The following is a 17,716-nucleotide window of genomic DNA, read 5'->3' on the forward strand; positions in this document are numbered from 1 at the left end:
CGCCAAAACGAAAACGCCCGATCCGGGTGGCTGGCCTTCTTCTGGACCTGAAATGCAGCTCTCTCTGGAATACGTGGGGAAAACGGTCGGACCATCGGTCCACCTCTATCCCCAGAGCCTGACCCCGGTGCCCGGCGCGGTCACGGTGTTGCTGGGTGCGACCCAGGCCGGCAAGACCAGCCTGATGCGCCTCATGGCAGGGCTGGACGTGCCCAGCACCGGCCGGGTGCTGGTGGACGGCGTCGACGTGACCGGTGTGCCGGTGCGCGAACGCAACGTGGCCATGGTCTACCAGCAGTTCATCAACTACCCCTCGATGACAGTGGCCGACAACATCGCCTCGCCGCTGAAACTGCGTGGTCTGCCGCGCGCCGCGATCGACACCCAGGTGCGGCAGCTCGCCGAGCGCCTGCACATCGACATCTTTCTGGACCGCCTGCCGGCCGAGCTCTCCGGTGGCCAACAGCAGCGCGTGGCGCTGGCCCGCGCGCTGGCCAAAAACGCCCCCCTGATGCTGCTGGACGAGCCGCTGGTGAACCTGGACTACAAGCTGCGCGAGGAACTGCGCGAGGAACTGACCCAGCTGTTCGCGGCTGGCGACTCCACCGTGGTCTACGCCACCACTGAGCCTGGCGAGGCGCTGCTGCTGGGCGGCTACACGGCGGTGATGGACGCGGGCGAGCTGCTGCAATACGGGCCGACCGCCGAGGTCTTTCACGTGCCCAAATCGATCCGCGTGGCGCGTGCCTTCAGCGACCCGCCGATGAACCTGCTGGCGGCCGAGGTGGTCGACGGTGGCGTGCAGCTGGGTGGCGGGCCGCGCCTGACCGTGAACCTGCCCGAACGCGCCACCCGCGCGCTGACAGTGGGCGTGCGCGCCAGCGCGATGCGGGTGCACCGGCGCGAGGGCGATGTAACCCTGCCCGGCACCGTGGAGCTGGCCGAGATCTCGGGTTCCGACACCTTTGTGCACGTGCACACCGGTGTGGGCGAGGTGGTGGCCCAGCTCACCGGCGTGCACGACTTTGAGCTCGGCAGCGCCATCACCCTGCACCTGAACCCCGCGCAGGTCTATGTGTTCGACCAGGCGGGCGACCTGCTGGTCGCGCCCGAGCGCAAGGGAGCATCTCAATGAGCCGTATCGATCTGGATCTCGCGCACTCGTACAAGCCGAACCCGAAAGAGGACGGCGACTACGCGCTGCTGCCGCTGAAGATGAGCTTCGAAGACGGTGGCGCCTACGCCTTGCTCGGTCCCTCGGGCTGCGGCAAGACGACCATGCTCAACATCATGTCCGGCTTGCTGGTGCCGTCGCACGGCAGCGTCAAGTTCGACGGCCAGGACATGACCCGCGCCACGCCGCAGCAGCGCAACATCGCCCAGGTGTTCCAGTTCCCGGTCATCTACGACACCATGACCGTGGCCGAGAACCTGGCCTTTCCGCTGAAGAACCGCAAGGTGCCGGCGCACCAGATCCAGGCCCGCGTGGGCCAGATCGCCGAGATGCTGGAGATGAGCCACCAGCTCGACATGCGCGCCGCCGGCCTGAGCGCCGACCAGAAACAGAAGATCTCGCTGGGCCGTGGTCTGGTGCGGCCCGATGTGTCGGCCGTGCTGTTCGACGAGCCGCTGACCGTGATCGACCCGCACCTGAAGTGGCAGCTGCGCCGCAAGCTCAAGCAGATCCACCACGAGCTCAAGCTGACCCTGATCTACGTGACGCACGACCAGGTGGAGGCGCTGACCTTTGCAGACCAGGTGGTGGTGATGACGCGTGGCAAGGTGGTGCAGATGGGCACGCCAGAGGCCTTGTTCGAGCAGCCGGCCCACACCTTCGTGGGTCACTTCATCGGCTCGCCGGGCATGAACTTCCTGCCCGCGAACGTGACCGACGGCACCCTCAGTGTGGGCGGTCTCGGCCTGAGCGCGGACCGCGAGCTGCCCGCGGGCGATCTCAAGCTGGGCATCCGCCCCGAATACCTGCGGCTGGTGCCGGTCGGCGCGATCGGTGCCTTGCCGGCCACCGTGCGCCAGGTGCAGGACATCGGTACCTACCTGCTGGTGACCTGCGACGTGGCCGGCCAGACCCTCAAGGCGCGGCTCGCGCCCGACGCCACGCCGCCCGCGGTGGGCGACCACGTGGGGCTGCAGGTGCTGGGTGAACACACCTGCTATTACAAGAACGAGGAGCTCATGGCATGAGCGCAGCGCCGGGCCGCCCCAAGCCAGCTCGCACCGCAGTGCGCAGCACGAAGGAATCTCTATGAGCGTGACCACCAAACCCGTGAACCAGAAAGCCTGGTTCCTGATCCTGCCGGTCTTCATCTGCGTGGCCTTCTCGGCCATCCTGCCGCTGATGACGGTGGTGAACTACTCGGTGCAGGACATCATCTCGCCCGAGCGGCGCGTCTTCGTCGGCACCGAATGGTTCGCCGCCGTGATGCGCGACGAAGACCTGCACGCTGCGCTGTGGAACCAGCTGAAATTCTCGAGCGCCGTGCTGCTGGTGGAGATACCGCTGGGCATCGCGCTGGCGCTGTCCATGCCGGCCGCGGGCTGGAAGGCCTCGGCCACGCTGGTGATCGTGGCGCTGTCGCTGCTGATCCCGTGGAATGTGGTCGGCACCATCTGGCAGATTTTCGGCCGTGCCGACATCGGCCTGATGGGCGCCACCCTGCAGCGGCTGGGCATCGAGTACAGCTACACCGGCGACGCCCTGCACGCCTGGCTCACCGTGCTGCTGATGGACATCTGGCACTGGACGCCGCTGGTGGCGCTGCTGGCCTACGCCGGCCTGCGCAGCATCCCCGACGCCTACTACCAGGCCGCGCGCATCGACGGCGCCAGCAAGTTCGCGGTGTTCCGCTACATCCAGCTGCCCAAGATGCGCGGCGTGCTGATGATCGCGGTGCTGCTGCGTTTCATGGACTCTTTCATGATCTACACCGAGCCCTTCGTGCTCACCGGTGGCGGCCCCGGCAACGCCACCACCTTCCTCAGCCAGTACCTGACGCAGAAGGCCGTGGGCCAGTTCGACCTCGGCCCGGCGGCGGCGTTCTCGCTGATCTATTTCCTCATCATCCTGTTGTTCTGCTTCGTGCTCTACAACTGGATGCAACGCCTGGGACAAACCGAGAAGGAGGGCGGCCATGAATGATCGCCGGTTCAAGAAACGCACGATCTTCCTGATCGCCTACCTGGTCTTCGCCCTGTTGCCCATCTACTGGATGGTCAACATGAGCTTCAAGACCAACCAGGAAATCCTCTCCAGCTTCAGCCTGCTGCCGCAGGCCTTCACCTGGGACAACTACAAGACCATCTTCACCGACGAGTCCTGGTACTCGGGCTACATCAACAGCCTGATCTACGTGGCGATCAACACCACGATCTCCCTCACCGTGGCGCTGCCCGCAGCCTATGCCTTCAGCCGCTACAGCTTCCTGGGCGACAAGCACGTCTTCTTCTGGCTGCTGACCAACCGCATGACGCCGCCCGCGGTGTTCCTGCTGCCGTTCTTCCAGCTCTACACCACGGTCGGTCTGATGGACACCCACCTGGCCGTGGCGCTGGCCCACCTGCTGTTCAACGTGCCGCTGGCGGTGTGGATTCTCGAAGGCTTCATGAGCGGCATCCCGCGCGAGATCGACGAGACCGCCTACATCGACGGCTACAGCTTCCCGCGCTTCTTCCTCACCATCTTCCTGCCGCTGATCAAGGCCGGCGTGGGCGTGGCGGCCTTCTTCTGCTTCATGTTCAGCTGGGTCGAACTGCTGCTCGCCCGCACGCTCACCAGCATCAACGCCAAGCCCATCGTGGCCACGATGACCCGGACCGTGAGCGCCAGCGGCATGGACTGGGCCACGCTGGCCGCCGCAGGGGTGCTGACCATCGTGCCCGGCGCGATCGTGATCTGGTTCGTGCGCCACTACATCGCCAAGGGCTTCGCGATGGGACGCGTATGAGAGCCCCCCGCGCGCCCATGGCGCTACCCCCCCAGGGGGCGCCGCTGGCAGCCCGGCAAAGCCGGTTCCGCGGCGGCCTGGGATGGGTGGCACTTCGCTCGCAATAAATTGGAGATATCGCATGTTTGAGTGGATGGCGTGGACCACGCCCGTGGCCATATTTTTCACCTGCATTGTTTTGATGCTCGCCGGCATGACGGTGTGGGAACTCAAGTCGCCCACGACGATGCGCAAGGGCTTCTTGCCCATGGCCACCACGCGGGGCGACCGCCTGTTCATCGGCTTGCTCGGGGCGGCCTACATCAACCTCGCCTTTGTCGGTATGGCCGGGTGGATCACCGAGTGGATGTCGCTGGAGCAGGAGCCCAGCATCTGGATCTCGTTCGTGGTGTCCATGGTCTGGCTGGTCTGGACCTTGCGCAAGGGTTGAGCCGCAGTCGGGACCGTTTTCTCTTTCCGTTGAATTCGGCCCATTGCTTCCCCGGGGCCGAGCCTTCAGCGTCAACACCGGGGAAGCACATTGCTAGAGGAGACAACATGAAATTTCGTCATACCGCACTGGCCGTTGCGGCCATCGCGGCCCTGGGATGCAATCTGGCCTGGGCCGATGCCGCCGCGGCCAAAAAATGGATCGACAGCGAGTTCCAGCCCTCCACCCTGAGCAAGGACCAGCAGGCCGCCGAGATGAAGTGGTTCATCGACGCCGCCGCCAAGCTCAAGGCCAAGGGCGTGAACGAAATCTCGGTGGTGTCCGAAACCATCACCACGCACGAGTACGAGAGCAAGACGCTGGCCAAGGCCTTCAGCGAGATCACCGGCATCAACGTCAAGCACGACCTGATCCAGGAAGGCGACGTGGTCGAGAAACTGCAGACCTCCATGCAGTCGGGCAAATCGATCTACGACGGCTGGATCTCCGACTCCGACCTGATCGGCACGCACTACCGCTACGGCAAGATCATGAACCTGACCGACTACATGTCGGGCAAGGGCAAGGAGTTCACCAACCCCGGCATCGACATCAAGGACTTCATCGGAACCAGCTTCACCACCGGCCCCGACAAGAAGCTCTACCAGCTGCCCGACCAGCAGTTCGCCAACCTGTACTGGTTCCGCGCCGACCTGTTCGCGCGCCAGGACCTGAAGGACAAGTTCAAGGCCAAGTACGGTTACGACCTGGGCGTGCCGCTCAACTGGAGCGCCTACGAGGACATCGCCGCGTTCTTCAGCGAAGACGTGAAGACGATCGACGGCAAGCCGATCTACGGCCACATGGACTACGGCAAGAAGGATCCGTCGCTGGGCTGGCGCTTCACCGACGCCTGGCTGTCGATGGCCGGCACCGCCGACATCGGCATCCCCAACGGCAAGCCGGTCGACGAATGGGGCATCCGCGCCTCGGCCGACGGCTGCACGCCGTTGGGTGCGAGCGTCTCGCGCGGTGGCGCCACCAACTCGCCGGCCGCCGTCTACGCGCTGACCAAGTACGTGGACTGGATGAAGAAGTACGCGCCGAAAGAAGCCAGCGGCATGACCTTCGGCGAAGCCGGCCCCGTGCCGGCCCAGGGCCAGATTGCCCAGCAGATCTTCTGGTACACCGCCTTCACCGCCGACATGACCAAGAAGGGTCTGCCGGTCGTGAACGCCGACGGCACGCCGAAGTGGCGCATGGCCCCCGGCCCGAACGGCCCGTACTGGAAGCAGGGCATGCAGAACGGCTACCAGGACGTGGGCTCGTGGACCTTCTTCGAGAAGCACGACGAGAACAAGACCGCCGCCGCCTGGCTCTACGCGCAGTTCGTGACCGCCAAGACCACCTCGCTCAAGAAGACCATCGTCGGCCTGACGCCCATTCGCGAGAGCGACATCCAGAGCAAGGCCATGACCGACATGGCGCCCAAGCTCGGTGGCCTGGTCGAGTTTTACCGCAGCCCGGCGCGCGTGGCCTGGACGCCCACCGGCACCAACGTGCCCGACTACCCCAAGCTGGCCCAGCTCTGGTGGCAGAACGTGGCCCAGGCCGTGACCGCCGAGAAAACGCCCCAGCAGGCCATGGACAACCTGGCCGAACAGATGGACCAGGTGATGGCCCGTCTGGAACGCGCCGGCATGGACCGCTGCGCGCCCAAGCTCAACAAGAAGGAAGACCCGAAGAAGTGGTTGAGCGACAAGGGTGCACCGTGGGCGAAGCTGGCCAACGAGAAGCCCAAGGGTGAAACCATCGCCTACGACCAGTTGCTCAACGCCTGGAAGAACGGCAAGGTCCGCTGAAGACGCCTGATCGATCGAGTCGCAACCGCCCCTTGCGCCGAACCGGCGCAAGGGGCCACCCCCAACACCATGAAACGCGCAGAACTGCTCCAATCGCTGTCCCGAAACCCCCTGTTTGATCTGGCGGTGGTGGGCGGCGGCGCCACCGGCCTCGGGGTGGCGCTGGATGCCGCGCTGCGCGGCTTCTCCGTGGTGCTGCTGGAGTCGCACGACTTCGCTGGCGGCACCTCTTCCCGTTCCACCAAGCTGCTGCACGGCGGGGTGCGTTACCTGGCGCAGGGCAATGTGGCTCTGGTGCGCGAGGCGCTGGCCGAGCGCGCCACGGTGCTGCGCATCGCGCCCCACCTGGCGCAGCCGCTGCCCTTTGTCATGCCATCCTATGGCTGGTGGCAGACCCCGTTCTACGGCGTGGGGCTCAAGCTGTACGACCTGATGGCCGGACGCGCCGGGCTGGGGCGCACCGCATTCCTGAACCGCCGGCAGACCCTGGAGGCCTTGCCGGGGGTGAATCCCCAGGGGCTGCACGGCGGCGTGCAGTACTGGGACGGCCAGTTCGACGACGCCCGGCTGGCCCTGGCCCTGGCGCGCACCGCCGAAGCCGCGGGCGCGCTGGTGTTGAACTACGCCCGGGTCACGGCGGTGCGTCGTCTGGACGACGCCGGCCACCCGGTCTCCGAACTCGATGTGAGCGATCGCTTTTCCGATGAGCGCTACACAGTGCGGGCCCGATGCGTGGTCAATGCCACCGGTGTCTGGGTCGACGAGCTGCGGGCCCATTCCAGTGGCGCCAGCGTGCAAGACGCGCCCCAGCGCATGGTCAGCCCGAGCCAGGGCGTGCACGTGGTGGTGGACCGCGAGTTCCTGCCGGGCGACCACGCGCTGCTGGTGCCCAAGACGCGCGATGGCCGGGTGCTGTTTGCCGTGCCCTGGTTGGGCAAACTGGTGCTTGGCACCACCGACACGCCGCGCCAGGACCTGCCCCGCGAGCCCGATGCCTTCGCCGAGGAGCTGGATTTCATCCTGAGCGAGGCCGGTCACGTGCTGAGCCGCCCGGTCACCCGGGCGGACATCCGCAGCATCTGGGTGGGCTTGCGCCCGCTGGTGGCGCCCCCGGAAACCACCGAGGGAGGCACCAAGGTCCTGTCGCGCGAACACACCATCGTGGTGGACACCAATGGTCTCGTCACCGTCACGGGCGGCAAATGGACCACCTACCGGGCGATGGCCGAAGATGTGCTGGAGCGCTGCTTTGCCAGCGCGCTGCTGCCCCGGCGTCCAGGTGGCTTGAGCGAGCGTCACACGCTGATGGGCGCCCCCGCAGCTGCGGCGCCGGCGACGCCGATCTACGCCCCGCCAGGTCTGCATCTGTATGGAACGGAGAAGCCGCGGGTGCTGGACTGCCCGGGACACGACCGAACCTTGGGCATGGGGCTGACCGAGGCCATGGTGCGTTATGCCGTGCGCCATGAGCACGCCCACACAGTGGAAGATGTGCTGGCCCGGCGCTGGCGGGCCCTGTTCCTGGACGCCCGGGCAGCGGCGGGCATGGCGCCCGATGTCGCCGCGATCCTGGCTCAGGAGCAGGCCACGGACCCTGCGCTTGACCGCTTTCTGTCGCTGTGCGACCACTATTTGCCGAGCCGTACCGCCGTTTTCGCGCAAAAGTCGGTTGACAAGCCGAAGTTGTAGTGCAATAATCTGTGGCTTCGCTGTAAAAAAGCGAAGTTATCCGCCCACCGACGCGGGTTGTGTCCCCTCTGCAGCAGGTCTGCAGGGTTGATGCGGCTGGCAACGACGGGCCCAAGACTGATCACTCCCGGCCGTGGTGGCTGGGGGGATTCAAGTTGGGACTTAAATCAAATGATTCAAACGCAATCTCGACTCGATGTTGCTGACAACACGGGCGCCAAGTCCGTGATGTGCATCAAAGTGCTGGGCGGCTCCAAGCGCCGCTACGCCAGCGTGGGTGATGTCATCAAGGTCAGCATCAAGGAAGCAGCGCCGCGTGGCCGCGTCAAAAAAGGCGAGGTGTACAACGCTGTGGTGGTTCGCGCCGCCAAGGGCATCCGTCGTCAGGACGGCGCCTTGATCAAATTCGACGGCAACGCTGCAGTGTTGCTTAACGCCAAGCTGGAGCCTATCGGCACCCGCATCTTCGGACCGGTGACGCGCGAGCTGCGCACCGAGAAGTTCATGAAGATCGTGTCGCTGGCACCCGAGGTTCTCTGAGGAATCATCATGAACAAGATTCGTAGTGGCGATGAAGTCATCGTGATTGCCGGTCGCGACAAGGGCAAGCGCGGCAAGGTTGTGCTGCGCGCCGACGACAGCAAGCTGGTGGTCGAGGGCGTCAATATCGTGAAAAAGCATGCCAAGCCGAACCCCATGAAGGGCATCACCGGCGGCATCATCGAGAAAACCATGCCGATCCACCAGTCCAACGTGGCCATTTTCAATGGCGCCACGGGCAAGGCGGATCGTGTGGGCATCAAGCTCCTGGCTGACGGCAAAAAAATGCGCGTCTTCAAGTCCAGCGGCGAAGAAATCAAGGCGGCCTGAACATGACACGCTTGCAAGAAATCTACCGCGACAAGATCGCGCCTTCTTTGGTCGAAAAATTCGGCTACAAGTCGGTCATGGAAGTGCCCCGCATCACCAAGATCACGCTCAACATGGGTGTGAGCGAGGCGGTTGCCGACAAGAAGGTCATGGACAACGCCGTGGGCGACCTGACCAAGATCGCTGGCCAGAAGCCGGTGGTGACCAAGGCCCGCAAGGCCATCGCGGGTTTCAAGATCCGCGAGCAGCAGCCCATCGGTTGCATGGTGACCCTGCGCGGTGCCCGCATGTACGAATTCCTCGACCGTTTCGTCACCGTGGCGCTGCCCCGGGTGCGTGACTTCCGTGGTATTTCCGGCAAGGCGTTTGACGGCCGCGGCAACTACAACATCGGCGTCAAAGAGCAGATCATCTTCCCTGAGATCGAGTACGACAAGGTTGATGCCTTGCGCGGCCTCAACATCAGCATCACGACAACCGCCAAGAATGACGAAGAGTGCAAGGCTCTGCTGGTTGGTTTCCGTTTCCCGTTCAAGAACTGAGGTGGCGCGTGGCTAAACAAGCACTACTGCAACGTGAACTCAAGCGCGAAAAACTCGCGGCCAAGTTCGCCAAAAAATACGCTGAGCTGAAATCGGTGTCGACCAGCGCGAAGCACTCTGATGAAGAGCGTGATGCGGCCCGTCAGGCGCTGCAAAAACTGCCCCGCAACGCGAACCCGACCCGTCAGCGCAACCGCTGCGAGATCACCGGTCGCCCGCGTGGCACCTTCGCCCACTTCGGCCTGGCTCGCGCCAAGGTCCGTGAAATGGCGTTTGCCGGTGAAATCCCCGGCATCACCAAAGCCAGCTGGTAAGCCCTAGGAGAACCACAAATGAGCATGAGTGATCCTATCGCTGACATGTTGACCCGCATCCGCAACGCGCAGATGGTCGAAAAGGCCAGCGTAACGATGCCGGCCTCCAAGGTCAAAGCCGCGATTGCCCAAGTCCTGAAGGACGAGGGTTACATCGACGGATTCCAGGTCAAGAGCAATGACGGCAAGAGCGAACTCGAAATCGCTCTCAAGTACTACGCTGGCCGTCCGGTGATCGAGCGCATCGAGCGCGTCAGCCGTCCTGGCCTGCGTGTTTACCGCGGCCGAAACGCCATCCCCCAGGTCCAGAACGGTCTGGGTGTGGCCATCGTCACCACGCCGCAAGGTGTGATGACCGACCGCAAGGCGCGCGCTACCGGTGTCGGTGGTGAAGTCCTGTGTTACGTCGCCTGATGCGGGCATTGAGGAGCAACTGAATGTCACGTATTGGTAAACTGCCGGTCACCGTCCCAGCTGGGGTGGAAGTGGCCGTCAAAGACGACCTGATCAACGTCAAGGGTGCACTGGGTGCCTTGGCGCTGGCGCAAAATGCGCTGGTGAAAGTTGAAAACAACGCTGGCTCGCTGTCGTTCACCCCGGTGAACGAATCCCGCGAAGCCAATGCCATGTCCGGCACCATGCGTCAGCTGGTGAACAACATGGTCAATGGTGTGAGCAAGGGCTTTGAGAAGAAGCTCACCCTGCTTGGCGTGGGCTACAAGGCCCAGGCTCAGGGGACCAAGCTCAACCTCACCGTCGGCTACTCCCACCCTGTGGTGATGGACATGCCTGCTGGTATCAAGGTGGAAACCCCGACGCCGACCGAAATCCTGATCAAGGGTTCTGATCGTCAACGCGTGGGCCAGATCGCTTCCGAAGTGCGCGCTGTGCGCCCTCCCGAGCCCTATAAGGGCAAGGGCATCCGTTATGCGGATGAGAAGGTCGTGATCAAGGAAACCAAGAAGAAATAAGGATCAGGATCATGTTGACGAAAAAAGAGCAACGTCTCCGCCGGGCACGTCAGACGCGCATCCGCATTGCGCAGCAAGGCGCCGTCCGCCTGACCGTGAACCGCACCAACCTGCACATCTACGCCAACGTCATCTCCGACGACGGCGCCAAGGTGCTGGCCTCTGCCTCCACGGCCGAAGCCGAAGTGCGGGCCCTGATCGGTGGCGCTGGCAAGGGTGGCAACACCGCTGCTGCGCAACTGGTCGGCAAGCGCATCGCTGAAAAGGCCAAGGCCGCTGGCATCGAGAAGGTGGCGTTTGACCGTTCCGGTTTTGCCTACCACGGCCGGGTGAAAGCCCTTGCAGATGCGGCCCGCGAAGCCGGTCTGCAGTTCTGATCAAACGGAATACACAAAATGGCTAAATTTACGGCTAATGTAAAAAACGAAGCGAGTGACGACGGTCTGCGCGAGAAGATGATCGCGATCAACCGCGTGACCAAAGTGGTCAAGGGCGGTCGCATTCTCGGCTTCGCAGCGCTCACCGTGGTTGGCGATGGCGATGGTCGCGTCGGCATGGGCAAAGGCAAGGCCAAAGAAGTTCCGGTGGCTGTGCAAAAGGCCATGGAAAAGGCCCGCCGCAACATGATCAAGGTGTCGTTGAAGAACGGTTCCCTGCACCACAGCGTGCACGGCGAACACGGCGCTTCCAACGTCATGATGCTGCCCGCTTCCAAGGGTACCGGCATCATCGCAGGCGGCCCTATGCGCGCTGTCTTCGAAGTGCTGGGCATCACCGACGTCGTGGCCAAGAGCCATGGCTCGAGCAACCCCTACAACCTGGTGCGCGCCACGCTGGACGCACTGAAGAACTCGACCACGCCCGCCGACGTGGCTGCCAAGCGCGGCAAGTCGGTCGAAGACATCCTGGGCTGATTGGAGCGATCATGACCACACAAAACACCGTCAAGGTCCAACTGGTGCGCAGCCCCATTGGTACCAAGCAATCCCACCGCGACACCGTCCGCGGCCTGGGCCTGCGCAAGCTCAACAGCACCAGTGAACTGCAGGATACGCCTGCCGTGCGCGGCATGATCAACAAGATCAGCTACCTGGTCAAGGTACTCTGAACCGGAGTCGCAAGACATGGAACTCAATAGCATCAAGCCCCAAGAAGGCGCCAAACACGCCAAGCGTCGTGTCGGTCGTGGCATCGGCTCCGGCCTGGGTAAAACCGCTGGTCGTGGTCACAAGGGCCAGAAATCGCGTTCGGGTGGCTACCACAAGGTGGGCTTCGAAGGCGGTCAGATGCCTATGCAACGCCGTCTGCCCAAGCGTGGCTTCAAGTCGGCCCTGCTTCAGTTCAACGCTGAAGTGACCCTGACAGACATCAGTGCGCTTGACGTGGCTGAAGTCGACATCCTGGTTTTGAAGCAGGCGGGCTTGGTGGCCAACCTGGCCAAGCGCGTCAAGGTCATCAAGACCGGTGAAATCACCCGTGCCGTGATCCTGAAGAACATCGGCGCTACCGCCGGTGCGAAGCAGGCGATCGAAGCCGCTGGCGGCTCGCTGGTCTGACCGGACACAAGCGAAGGCAAGCTGTGGCAACTGGATCCGCAACTCTGGCCAAAACAGGCAAGTTCGGCGACCTGCGTCGCCGACTGGTGTTCCTGTTGCTGGCTTTGGTGGTTTACCGCATCGGGGCACACATTCCCGTGCCCGGGATCGACCCTGCGCAACTGGAGCAGTTGTTCAAAGGCCAGGCGGGCGGCATTCTGAGCCTGTTCAACATGTTCTCTGGCGGCGCCTTGTCACGGTTTACCGTGTTCGCGCTGGGAATCATGCCGTACATCTCCGCTTCCATCATCATGCAGCTCATGACGTACGTGGTTCCCACGTTTGAGCAGCTGAAGAAAGAAGGCGAAGCCGGTCGTCGCAAGATCACCTCGTACACCCGTTATGGCACGCTCGGGCTGGCCATCTTCCAGGCCATGGGCATTGCCCTGGCGTTGGAAGGGCAGCAGGGACTCGTGATCGATCCCGGCATGGCGTTCCGTCTGACGGCGGTGGTCAGCTTGGTCGCGGGCACGATGTTCCTGATGTGGCTGGGTGAGCAGATCACCGAGCGCGGTCTGGGCAATGGCATCTCGATCCTGATCTTCGCCGGCATTGCCGCCGGGCTGCCGAGCGCCATCGGTGGGCTGCTGGAACTGGTGCGCACCGGTGCGATGAACATCCTGGTGTCTCTTCTCATCATCGCCCTGGTGGTTCTGGTGACCTACTTTGTGGTGTTTGTCGAACGTGGTCAGCGCAAGATTCTTGTGAACTACGCTCGCCGCCAGGTAGGCAACAAGGTGTATGGCGGCCAGTCGTCCCACCTGCCGCTCAAGCTGAACATGGCTGGCGTGATTCCGCCGATCTTCGCATCGAGCATCATCCTGTTGCCCACGACCATCGTGAGCTGGGTGAGCACGGGTGACTCCACACGCTGGTTGCGCGACATTGCTTCGGCCTTGTCTCCAGGTCAGCCGATCTATGTGGGCCTGTACGCTGCTGCGATCATCTTTTTCTGCTTCTTCTACACCGCTCTGGTGTTCAACAGCCGCGAAACGGCGGACAACCTGAAGAAGAGCGGCGCATTCATTCCGGGCATTCGTCCGGGTGACCAGACCGCGCGCTATATCGACAAGATTCTGTTGCGACTGACTTTTGTCGGTGCGATTTACATCACTGCGGTGTGTCTGTTGCCCGAATTTCTGATTTTGAAATACAACGTGCCGTTCTATTTTGGCGGCACCTCTCTACTGATCATTGTGGTGGTCACCATGGACTTCATGGCCCAGGTGCAAAACTACATGATGTCGCAGCAATATGAATCGCTGCTGAAAAAGGCCAACTTCAAGACCTCCGTCGGCAACTGATTCAGTCGTATGTCCAAGGACGATGTGATCGAGATGCAGGGCGAGGTGATTGAAAACCTGCCCAACGCAACTTTCAGGGTCAAGTTGGAAAACGGCCATGTGGTCTTGGGGCATATCTCAGGGAAGATGCGGATGCATTACATCCGCATCCTGCCAGGGGACAAGGTCAAAGTGGAGCTCACGCCCTACGACTTGACCCGGGCGCGGATTGTTTTTCGATCGAAGTAACGAGCGGTTGTTTTGAGAATTTTTGGAATATCTAGGAGAAAACTATGAGAGTTTCAGCTTCGGTCAAGAAAATGTGCCGCAACTGTAAGATCATCAAGCGTCACGGGATTGTGCGGGTCATCTGCACCGACCCCCGTCACAAGCAGCGTCAAGGCTGATCGGTTCGTTTAGAGGAACATCATGGCTCGTATTGCAGGCATCAACATTCCGCCGCACAAGCACGCCGAAATCGGCTTGACGGCAATTTTTGGCATTGGCCGTACCCGCGCTCGCAAGATTTGCGAAGCTTGTGGTATCGACTACGCCAAGAAAATCAAGGACCTGACCGACGCAGAACTCGAAAAAGTTCGCGACCAGGTTGGCGTTTTCACGATCGAAGGCGATCTGCGCCGCGAAACGACCATGAACATCAAGCGTTTGATGGACATTGGTTGCTACCGTGGTTTCCGCCATCGCCGTGGCCTGCCAGTGCGTGGTCAGCGCACCAAGACCAATGCCCGCACCCGCAAGGGACCGCGCAAGGCAGCCCAGTCGCTGAAGAAATAAACGGTTTGAAGGACCCTCATGGCTAAGTCACCCAACAGCGCCGCATCCGCACGCGTTCGCAAGAAAGTCCGCAAGAACATTGCCGACGGCATTGCCCACGTGCACGCTTCGTTCAACAACACCATCATCACCATCACCGACCGTCAGGGCAATGCTTTGTCCTGGGCTTCGTCGGGTGGTCAGGGTTTCAAAGGCTCGCGCAAGTCGACGCCCTTTGCCGCCCAGGTGGCTTCCGAGGTGGCTGGTCGTGCTGCCATCGAGCAGGGCATCAAGAACCTGGACGTCGAGATCAAGGGCCCAGGTCCTGGTCGTGAATCTTCGGTTCGTGCTCTGGGTGCCCTCGGCATCCGCATCAACTCGATCGCCGACGTGACGCCCGTGCCTCACAACGGCTGCCGTCCGCAGAAGCGTCGTCGTATCTGACGCCGTACCGCTGAGCGCGGTATACTCAAAAGCTTTTCTCAGCGCCACCGCAGTCTCTGCGGTGGCATTTTTTGCTAAGCCCACCGCCATCCCATGCAGGGAATGGCTCCCGCAATGGCATCTTCGCGATGCCGGTTGTGGCAGATAACTCAAGGAACCCAACGTGGCACGTTACCTCGGCCCCAAGGCCAAACTTTCCCGCCGTGAAGGCTCTGACCTGTTGCTCAAGAGCGCCCGCCGCTCCATCAGCGACAAGGCCAAGTTCGACTCCAAGCCCGGCCAGCACGGTCGCACCTCGGGTCAGCGCACCTCCGATTTCGGCCTGCAGCTGCGCGAGAAGCAAAAGGTCAAGCGCACTTACGGTGTGCTGGAGCGCCAGTTCCGCCGTTACTTCGCGGAAGCCGATCGCCGCCGTGGCAACACCGGCGCCAACCTGTTGTTCCTGCTCGAAGCACGTCTCGACAACGTGGTCTTCCGCATGGGCTTTGCCTCGACCCGCGCCGAAGCGCGCCAGATCGTGTCGCACAAGGCGATCACCGTCAACGGCCAGTCGGTCAACATCCCTTCTTACTCGGTGAAGGCCGGTGACGTCATCGCCGTGCGCGAGAAGTCGAAGAAGCAGGCCCGCGTGATCGAAGCGCTGGAACTGGCCAAGCAGATTGGTTTCCCGGCCTGGGTCGACGTGTCCGTCGACAAGGCTGAAGGCGTGTTCAAGAAGTCGCCCGACCGCGACGAGTTCGCCTCCGACGTCAACGAATCGCTGATCGTCGAACTGTATTCCCGTTAATTTCGTTCCCGGTCACTGCTTCATGGCAGCGGCCGGGCCATGCTCCGTCTGCCTTATCGGTGTAACGAGCCGAGGGTACTGAAGGAAGTCTGAATGCTGAACAATCTGCTCAAGCCCAAAACCATCAACGTCGAGCAAATTTCGACCAATCGCGCCAAAGTGACCCTGGAGCCCTTTGAGCGTGGCTACGGTCACACGCTGGGCAACGCGCTGCGTCGCGTGCTGCTGTCTTCCATGACGGGCCACGCGCCCACCGAAGTCACCATCGCGGGCGTGGTGCACGAGTACTCTTCCATTGATGGCGTGCAGGAAGACGTCGTCAACATGTTGCTGAATCTCAAGGGCGTGGTTTTCAAACTCCACAACCGCGACGAAGTGACCCTGAGCCTGCGCAAGGATGGCGAAGGCCTGGTCACCGCGGCTGACATCCAGACGCCGCACGACGTCGAGATCGTCAACCCCGGTCACGTCATTGCCACCCTGTCGGCCGGCGCCAAGCTGGACATGCAGATCAAGGTCGAAAAAGGCCGCGGTTATGTGCCGGGCAGCCTGCGCCGCAACGACGACCAGTCGCGTTCACTGGGCCGTATCGTGCTCGACGCTTCGTTCTCACCTGTGAGGCGCGTGAGCTACACCGTCGAAAGCGCCCGCGTTGAGCAGCGTACCGACCTCGACAAGCTGGTTCTGGAAATTGAAACCAACGGTTCCATCGGTCCGGAAGAAGCCGTTCGTGCTTCGGCCAAGATTCTTGTGGAACAGCTGGCGGTGTTCGCTCAGCTCGAAGGCGTGGAACTGTCGGCATTCGACGCCCCTGCCCAGCGCAGCTCGCAGCAGTTTGATCCGATCCTGCTGCGTCCGGTGGACGAGCTTGAACTCACCGTGCGTTCGGCCAACTGCCTCAAGGCGGAGAACATTTATTACATCGGTGACCTGATCCAGCGCACCGAGAACGAGCTGCTCAAGACCCCCAACCTGGGTCGCAAGTCGCTTAACGAAATCAAGGAAGTGCTCGCTTCGCGCGGCCTGACCTTGGGCATGAAGCTCGAAAACTGGCCTCCGGCTGGTCTCGACAAACACTGAACTCGTCGATCAACGTCTGACGAACTCCCAGTACCTGACACGGCTGGGGGCAAAACACTGAAAGGAAATCACCATGCGTCACGGACACGGACTTCGCAAACTCAACCGCACCAGCGAGCACCGCCTCGCCATGCTGCGCAACATGATGAACTCGCTGCTCACGCACGAAGTCATCAAGACCACGGTGCCCAAGGCCAAAGAGCTGCGTCGCGTGGTTGAACCCATGATCACCCTGGCCAAAGTGGCCACTGTGGCCAACCGCCGCCTGGCGTTTGACCGTCTGCGCGACCGCGATGTGGTCGTCAAGCTGTTCAACGAACTCGGCCCGCGCTTTGCAGCACGTCCCGGCGGCTATACCCGCATTCTCAAGATGGGGTACCGCGTGGGTGACAATGCCCCCATGGCTTTGGTCGAACTGGTGGACCGCGCAGAAGATGCCGCTCCAGCGGCAGACGACGCCAAAGCGTGATAGAATACAAGGCTTGACGCGGAGTGGAGCAGCCTGGTAGCTCGTTGGGCTCATAACCCAAAGGTCGCAAGTTCAAATCTTGCCTCCGCAACCAATAAAATCAAGCACTTAGCTTGTCAAAAAGCCCACGGAAACGTGGGCTTTTTTGTTTGTGTCGAGGTTTGTGACGAGGTCTGTGCCGTCACAGACAGGCTGAACTCGGTTTGTGACCTTTGGGTACTATCTAGGATCGCCTCAGTGGTCATGACCATTGGGTAGATTTCGCTCCACGTACAAGCAAACGACGGTGCGCGAAATGGCCCTGTTTTGTCAATCCGGTTGCCACCATGGGTGGTTTCGATTGAGTCTCAGATATGTTGCTACTCAGCTGTGAGACTGGGTGGCTCTGGATCAACCTCGACGCTCAAGTCCCGGCAGAAGTTTGAGTCACGCACGATGCACATCACCGATCTCACACATTTCCTCGACAAGTCTGGTGCAATTGGCCCAGTCAAGGGTCCGGCCCTCGCAATGGCGCAGTTTCTTGTCAACGTGGTCGCACATGCCTCGGACGCCACAGGAAACACCTTGGCCGCTCCGACCTGCTTCAAATGCAAGAAAAACGCGGTCGAGGCTGTACGTGCCCATGATGACGCCATAGTGTGGGCCTGCCCCGCTTGCCGCAC

At 62.0% G+C, this 17,716-nt stretch carries 25 protein-coding genes and 1 tRNA gene; all 26 read left to right on the forward strand.

The genetic code is table 11. The features are described from left to right. The first annotated feature begins 52 nt into the window (after nt 1-52). The gene (locus AC0GNO_RS16200) at nt 53-1,135 is read left to right on the forward strand and encodes an ABC transporter ATP-binding protein (RefSeq protein WP_472904692.1); all 1,083 of its coding nucleotides are present in this window, start codon (nt 53-55) and stop codon (nt 1,133-1,135) included. Then, nucleotides 1,132-2,202 (forward strand): ABC transporter ATP-binding protein, encoded by a 1,071-nt coding sequence (locus AC0GNO_RS16205; RefSeq protein WP_472904693.1) that lies wholly within the window; start codon nt 1,132-1,134, stop codon nt 2,200-2,202. Before AC0GNO_RS16200 ends, AC0GNO_RS16205 begins: the two co-directional genes overlap by 4 nt. Before the next feature lie 61 nt (nt 2,203-2,263). Beyond that, nucleotides 2,264-3,157, forward strand: coding sequence for a carbohydrate ABC transporter permease (locus AC0GNO_RS16210; protein WP_177137277.1), 894 nt, complete (start codon nt 2,264-2,266; stop codon nt 3,155-3,157). Next, nucleotides 3,150-3,962: a carbohydrate ABC transporter permease gene (locus tag AC0GNO_RS16215; protein WP_472904694.1), complete on the forward strand. Its 813-nt coding sequence runs from the start codon at nt 3,150-3,152 to the stop codon at nt 3,960-3,962. Before AC0GNO_RS16210 ends, AC0GNO_RS16215 begins: the two co-directional genes overlap by 8 nt. A gap of 121 nt (nt 3,963-4,083) precedes the next feature. Next, complete coding sequence (locus AC0GNO_RS16220; RefSeq protein ID WP_420047810.1) at nt 4,084-4,392, forward strand: DUF2160 domain-containing protein; 309 nt, start codon at nt 4,084-4,086, stop codon at nt 4,390-4,392. A 107-nt stretch (nt 4,393-4,499) separates the two neighbouring features. Beyond that, nucleotides 4,500-6,233: an ABC transporter substrate-binding protein gene (locus AC0GNO_RS16225; protein ID WP_472904695.1), complete on the forward strand. Its 1,734-nt coding sequence runs from the start codon at nt 4,500-4,502 to the stop codon at nt 6,231-6,233. 69 nt (nt 6,234-6,302) lie between these two features. Beyond that, entirely contained in the window at nt 6,303-7,922 is a 1,620-nt protein-coding gene (locus AC0GNO_RS16230) for a glycerol-3-phosphate dehydrogenase/oxidase (protein WP_472904696.1), read from the forward strand. A gap of 171 nt (nt 7,923-8,093) precedes the next feature. Further along, nucleotides 8,094-8,462, forward strand: a complete 369-nt coding sequence (gene rplN / locus AC0GNO_RS16235) for a 50S ribosomal protein L14 (RefSeq protein WP_472904697.1) — start codon at nt 8,094-8,096, stop codon at nt 8,460-8,462. A 9-nt stretch (nt 8,463-8,471) separates the two neighbouring features. Continuing rightward, complete coding sequence (gene rplX, locus AC0GNO_RS16240; protein ID WP_226464751.1) at nt 8,472-8,792, forward strand: 50S ribosomal protein L24; 321 nt, start codon at nt 8,472-8,474, stop codon at nt 8,790-8,792. A gap of 2 nt (nt 8,793-8,794) precedes the next feature. Further along, complete coding sequence (gene rplE / locus AC0GNO_RS16245; protein WP_177137283.1) at nt 8,795-9,334, forward strand: 50S ribosomal protein L5; 540 nt, start codon at nt 8,795-8,797, stop codon at nt 9,332-9,334. 8 nt (nt 9,335-9,342) lie between these two features. Beyond that, nucleotides 9,343-9,648 carry a 30S ribosomal protein S14 gene (gene rpsN / locus AC0GNO_RS16250; protein ID WP_226466970.1) on the forward strand — a complete coding sequence of 102 codons (306 nt, stop codon included), beginning with the start codon at nt 9,343-9,345 and terminating at the stop codon, nt 9,646-9,648. Between the two features lie 18 nt (nt 9,649-9,666). Further along, the gene (rpsH, locus tag AC0GNO_RS16255; RefSeq protein WP_177137285.1) at nt 9,667-10,062 is read left to right on the forward strand and encodes a 30S ribosomal protein S8; all 396 of its coding nucleotides are present in this window, start codon (nt 9,667-9,669) and stop codon (nt 10,060-10,062) included. Between the two features lie 23 nt (nt 10,063-10,085). After that, nucleotides 10,086-10,619, forward strand: a complete 534-nt coding sequence (rplF, locus tag AC0GNO_RS16260; RefSeq protein WP_177137286.1) for a 50S ribosomal protein L6 — start codon at nt 10,086-10,088, stop codon at nt 10,617-10,619. Between the two features lie 11 nt (nt 10,620-10,630). Then, the gene (rplR, locus tag AC0GNO_RS16265) at nt 10,631-10,996 is read left to right on the forward strand and encodes a 50S ribosomal protein L18 (RefSeq protein WP_472904698.1); all 366 of its coding nucleotides are present in this window, start codon (nt 10,631-10,633) and stop codon (nt 10,994-10,996) included. 18 nt (nt 10,997-11,014) lie between these two features. Next, nucleotides 11,015-11,533 (forward strand): 30S ribosomal protein S5, encoded by a 519-nt coding sequence (gene rpsE / locus AC0GNO_RS16270; RefSeq protein ID WP_177137288.1) that lies wholly within the window; start codon nt 11,015-11,017, stop codon nt 11,531-11,533. Nucleotides 11,534-11,544: 11 nt separating this feature from the next. Continuing rightward, nucleotides 11,545-11,727 carry a 50S ribosomal protein L30 gene (gene rpmD / locus AC0GNO_RS16275; RefSeq protein WP_056268982.1) on the forward strand — a complete coding sequence of 61 codons (183 nt, stop codon included), beginning with the start codon at nt 11,545-11,547 and terminating at the stop codon, nt 11,725-11,727. Nucleotides 11,728-11,743: 16 nt separating this feature from the next. Next, complete coding sequence (gene rplO, locus AC0GNO_RS16280; RefSeq protein ID WP_304923490.1) at nt 11,744-12,175, forward strand: 50S ribosomal protein L15; 432 nt, start codon at nt 11,744-11,746, stop codon at nt 12,173-12,175. Between the two features lie 23 nt (nt 12,176-12,198). Beyond that, complete coding sequence (gene secY, locus AC0GNO_RS16285; RefSeq protein ID WP_177137290.1) at nt 12,199-13,518, forward strand: preprotein translocase subunit SecY; 1,320 nt, start codon at nt 12,199-12,201, stop codon at nt 13,516-13,518. Between the two features lie 9 nt (nt 13,519-13,527). Next, nucleotides 13,528-13,746, forward strand: a complete 219-nt coding sequence (gene infA, locus AC0GNO_RS16290; RefSeq protein WP_177137291.1) for a translation initiation factor IF-1 — start codon at nt 13,528-13,530, stop codon at nt 13,744-13,746. Nucleotides 13,747-13,790: 44 nt separating this feature from the next. Continuing rightward, a complete protein-coding gene (gene rpmJ, locus AC0GNO_RS16295) occupies nt 13,791-13,904 on the forward strand; it encodes a 50S ribosomal protein L36 (RefSeq protein WP_084236402.1) in 114 nt (37 codons plus the stop codon). Between the two features lie 22 nt (nt 13,905-13,926). Next, the gene (rpsM, locus tag AC0GNO_RS16300; protein WP_177137292.1) at nt 13,927-14,292 is read left to right on the forward strand and encodes a 30S ribosomal protein S13; all 366 of its coding nucleotides are present in this window, start codon (nt 13,927-13,929) and stop codon (nt 14,290-14,292) included. Nucleotides 14,293-14,310: 18 nt separating this feature from the next. Continuing rightward, nucleotides 14,311-14,715 carry a 30S ribosomal protein S11 gene (gene rpsK / locus AC0GNO_RS16305; RefSeq protein ID WP_066091821.1) on the forward strand — a complete coding sequence of 135 codons (405 nt, stop codon included), beginning with the start codon at nt 14,311-14,313 and terminating at the stop codon, nt 14,713-14,715. A 163-nt stretch (nt 14,716-14,878) separates the two neighbouring features. Beyond that, the gene (gene rpsD / locus AC0GNO_RS16310; protein ID WP_177137293.1) at nt 14,879-15,502 is read left to right on the forward strand and encodes a 30S ribosomal protein S4; all 624 of its coding nucleotides are present in this window, start codon (nt 14,879-14,881) and stop codon (nt 15,500-15,502) included. 93 nt (nt 15,503-15,595) lie between these two features. Beyond that, a complete protein-coding gene (locus tag AC0GNO_RS16315; protein WP_177137294.1) occupies nt 15,596-16,582 on the forward strand; it encodes a DNA-directed RNA polymerase subunit alpha in 987 nt (328 codons plus the stop codon). A gap of 73 nt (nt 16,583-16,655) precedes the next feature. Then, nucleotides 16,656-17,051, forward strand: a complete 396-nt coding sequence (gene rplQ / locus AC0GNO_RS16320) for a 50S ribosomal protein L17 (protein WP_177137295.1) — start codon at nt 16,656-16,658, stop codon at nt 17,049-17,051. Between the two features lie 17 nt (nt 17,052-17,068). Next, nucleotides 17,069-17,145 (forward strand) — tRNA-Met (locus AC0GNO_RS16325). Nucleotides 17,146-17,716: the final 571 nt, after the last annotated feature.

It is taken from the genome of Hydrogenophaga sp. L310, assembly GCF_055703065.1.

Bases quoted from the DNA above. Each gene is read 5' to 3' on its own strand.
- rplO (WP_304923490.1), top strand. From the start codon at position 11,744: ATGGAACTCAATAGCATCAAGCCCCAAGAAGGCGCCAAACACGCCAAG.
- rplX (WP_226464751.1), top strand. From the start codon at position 8,472: ATGAACAAGATTCGTAGTGGCGATGAAGTCATCGTGATTGCCGGTCGC.
- rpsM (WP_177137292.1), top strand. From the start codon at position 13,927: ATGGCTCGTATTGCAGGCATCAACATTCCGCCGCACAAGCACGCCGAA.
- rpsH (WP_177137285.1), top strand. From the start codon at position 9,667: ATGAGCATGAGTGATCCTATCGCTGACATGTTGACCCGCATCCGCAAC.
- rpsE (WP_177137288.1), top strand. From the start codon at position 11,015: ATGGCTAAATTTACGGCTAATGTAAAAAACGAAGCGAGTGACGACGGT.
- rplN (WP_472904697.1), top strand. From the start codon at position 8,094: ATGATTCAAACGCAATCTCGACTCGATGTTGCTGACAACACGGGCGCC.
- rpmJ (WP_084236402.1), top strand. From the start codon at position 13,791: ATGAGAGTTTCAGCTTCGGTCAAGAAAATGTGCCGCAACTGTAAGATC.
- rplR (WP_472904698.1), top strand. From the start codon at position 10,631: ATGTTGACGAAAAAAGAGCAACGTCTCCGCCGGGCACGTCAGACGCGC.
- rpsK (WP_066091821.1), top strand. From the start codon at position 14,311: ATGGCTAAGTCACCCAACAGCGCCGCATCCGCACGCGTTCGCAAGAAA.
- AC0GNO_RS16205 (WP_472904693.1), top strand. From the start codon at position 1,132: ATGAGCCGTATCGATCTGGATCTCGCGCACTCGTACAAGCCGAACCCG.
- AC0GNO_RS16315 (WP_177137294.1), top strand. From the start codon at position 15,596: ATGCTGAACAATCTGCTCAAGCCCAAAACCATCAACGTCGAGCAAATT.
- rplQ (WP_177137295.1), top strand. From the start codon at position 16,656: ATGCGTCACGGACACGGACTTCGCAAACTCAACCGCACCAGCGAGCAC.
- AC0GNO_RS16215 (WP_472904694.1), top strand. From the start codon at position 3,150: ATGAATGATCGCCGGTTCAAGAAACGCACGATCTTCCTGATCGCCTAC.
- AC0GNO_RS16210 (WP_177137277.1), top strand. From the start codon at position 2,264: ATGAGCGTGACCACCAAACCCGTGAACCAGAAAGCCTGGTTCCTGATC.
- AC0GNO_RS16200 (WP_472904692.1), top strand. From the start codon at position 53: ATGCAGCTCTCTCTGGAATACGTGGGGAAAACGGTCGGACCATCGGTC.
- AC0GNO_RS16230 (WP_472904696.1), top strand. From the start codon at position 6,303: ATGAAACGCGCAGAACTGCTCCAATCGCTGTCCCGAAACCCCCTGTTT.
- rplF (WP_177137286.1), top strand. From the start codon at position 10,086: ATGTCACGTATTGGTAAACTGCCGGTCACCGTCCCAGCTGGGGTGGAA.
- AC0GNO_RS16220 (WP_420047810.1), top strand. From the start codon at position 4,084: ATGTTTGAGTGGATGGCGTGGACCACGCCCGTGGCCATATTTTTCACC.
- AC0GNO_RS16225 (WP_472904695.1), top strand. From the start codon at position 4,500: ATGAAATTTCGTCATACCGCACTGGCCGTTGCGGCCATCGCGGCCCTG.
- infA (WP_177137291.1), top strand. From the start codon at position 13,528: ATGTCCAAGGACGATGTGATCGAGATGCAGGGCGAGGTGATTGAAAAC.
- rpmD (WP_056268982.1), top strand. From the start codon at position 11,545: ATGACCACACAAAACACCGTCAAGGTCCAACTGGTGCGCAGCCCCATT.
- rplE (WP_177137283.1), top strand. From the start codon at position 8,795: ATGACACGCTTGCAAGAAATCTACCGCGACAAGATCGCGCCTTCTTTG.